Below are 2,443 nucleotides of genomic sequence, written 5' to 3' on the forward strand. Positions count from 1 at the left end.
GTGGAAAAAGGAGAGGTTGGTAACAAGATGTGGGCGGTGTATCCCAGGGACCTTACGACCGGAACGTTTAAGTTCCGCTCTACGGCCACGGGATGTATGCCTACAGACGGTGACATGAAGTCGGTAGTGAAAAACGGTATAATGAGGGCCGGTATGCCATCTCACTATGACGTGTCGCAAAAGGAAGTGGATGCAGTCGTAGCGTATCTGAAGACCTTCTCCAGCAGGTGGACGGACGAGCAACCCTGTAAGCCTATCAAAGTGAAAAAGCCTGCCTACGTTGGCTCACCTGACTCCATCGCCAAGGGCGAAAAGGTGTACAACGACATGAAGTGCTGGGAGTGTCACGGTAAGGAAGGCAAGGGAGATGGCCCAAAGTCAGCCGAAATAAAGGACGACCAGGGTAAGCCAATCCTACCGTTTAACTTCACCACGGGCGCCCTCAAGAGAGGCTCCACGCCGGAGAACGTCTATGCAACATTTACCACCGGCCTTGATGGTACGGGTATGCCCTCCTACGAAGACTCCCTCAAGGAGGACCAGAGGTGGAATCTGGTGTCCTACACGCTGAAGCTGATGAAAAAGACTAAGTAAATGGCAACAAAACATGTTAGTAAAAATTGAAAAAGGAGCAAACATATGGCCAACATATCACGAAGGAATTTTCTAAAAACCGCCACAGGCGGTGTGATGTTGACTGCGCTGGCCGCCAAGGAGGCCCTCGCACTCAATGCCCTGGAACCGGCCGTTGGAGTAGCTGACCCGCTTTCGCACTACCCAAATCGTGGCTGGGAAAAGGTCTACAGAGATATCTACAAGCCCGACAGCAGTTACGTCTTTATGTGTACCCCCAACTGTACACACAACTGTTACCTGAAGGCATACGTCAAAAACGGCGTCGTCGTCAGGGTCGGACCATCACAGAACTACCACAAGGCCACCGACGTCTACGGCACCAAGGCCTCCCAGAGGTGGGACCCGCGCCACTGTAACAAGGGTATAGCCCTCGTAAGAAGGTTCTATGGCGACAGAAGGGTCAAGGGCGCCATGGTGCGCAAGGGGTTCCTGCAGTGGGTCGAACAAGGCTTCCCGCGCGATGAAAATGGAATGCCCCCTGCCGAAATGTTCAGACGGGGTGAAGACCCATTCGTACAAGTACCATGGGACAAGGCCTATGAGCTGGCAGCAAAGACCTTCACCGAAATAGCCACACGCTACTCCGGCAAGGAGGGTGCCGAACTCTTAAAGCGTCAGGACTACGACGAAGGCATGATCGATAAAATGGGTGGCGCCGGTACAAGGACAATGAAATTCAGAGGCGGTATGCCGGTACTTGGTTCAATAAAACTCTATGGACAGTACAGAAATGCCAACTCGATGGCCCTCCTCGATAAACACGTCAGAAAGGTCAGCGATGACGACGCCAAGGGTAGCATGGGGTTAGACAACTACTCCTGGCACACCGACCTCCCCCCTGGACATCCGATGGTGTGCGGACAGCAGACCATTGACTTTGACCTATCAAACGTCGAGTACTGTAACATCGCCGTATGTTGGGGTATAAACTGGATATCCACAAAGATGCCCGACGGTCACTGGTTGACGGAGGCAAGACTCAAGGGCAAGAAGATAATCGTCATAGCCACGGAATACAGCTCTACTTGCAGCAAGGCCGATGAGATAGTCGTCATCCGCCCCGGTACTGACCCGGCACTGGCACTTGGCATTGCACAGGTACTCATCAAGGAAAATCTCTACGACAAGGGTTTTGTCAAGACCCACACGGACCTTCCCATGCTCGTTCGTATGGACAACGGCAACGTACTCAAGGCAAGAGACATACACGGCAAGGACTACAAGCCCAAGGACCTCAAGTTCATAAAGGTCGTTGATGACGCAAAAGACCTGCCAAAGCCTATCCAGACCAACGTGGGTATGCCCGGTGTAACCAGAAAGATGCGTAACGAGTGGGACGACTTTGTCGTATGGGACACCAAGGCCGGTAAGCCAACCGTGGTTACCCGCGACGACGTCGGTGAGCACTTCACAAAGCTCGGCATAGACCCCGCTCTTGAGGGCGAATTCACGGTACAGATAGACGGTAAAGACGTAAAGGTCCGCCCCGTGTTTGACGTCATAAAGCAGCACTTAAACGATACATGGACACCGGAGAATACCTCAAAGGTAACGTGGGCGCCAAAGTCAGCAATATACAGCCTGGCGCGGCAGTTTGCCAAAAACCCCGAACACGTCCTCTTTGCTGTAGGCATGGGCCCAAACCAGTTCTTTAATGCCGACCAGAAGGACAGGGGTATCTTCCTCGTAGCGGCATTGACCAGGAACGTGGGCTTTTTTGGTGGCAACGTCGGCAGCTACGCCGGTAACTACCGCGCGGCTTACTTCAACGGGATGCCACAGTACATGGCCGAAAACCCGTTCAATA

The 2,443-nt window shown here is 53.0% G+C and carries 2 protein-coding genes; both read left to right on the forward strand.

All coding sequences use genetic code 11. From position 1 onward, the window contains the following. Nucleotides 1-594 (forward strand): c-type cytochrome (locus HWQ67_RS16355; protein WP_218253753.1); only part of this gene is annotated, 594 nt, incomplete at its 5' end. Between the two features lie 45 nt (nt 595-639). After that, nucleotides 640-2,443 (forward strand): molybdopterin-dependent oxidoreductase (locus tag HWQ67_RS16360; RefSeq protein WP_218253754.1); only part of this gene is annotated, 1,804 nt, incomplete at its 3' end.

This window comes from Candidatus Magnetobacterium casense (assembly GCF_019173545.1).
Lineage (GTDB): Bacteria > Nitrospirota > Thermodesulfovibrionia > Thermodesulfovibrionales > Magnetobacteriaceae > Magnetobacterium > Magnetobacterium cryptolimnobacter.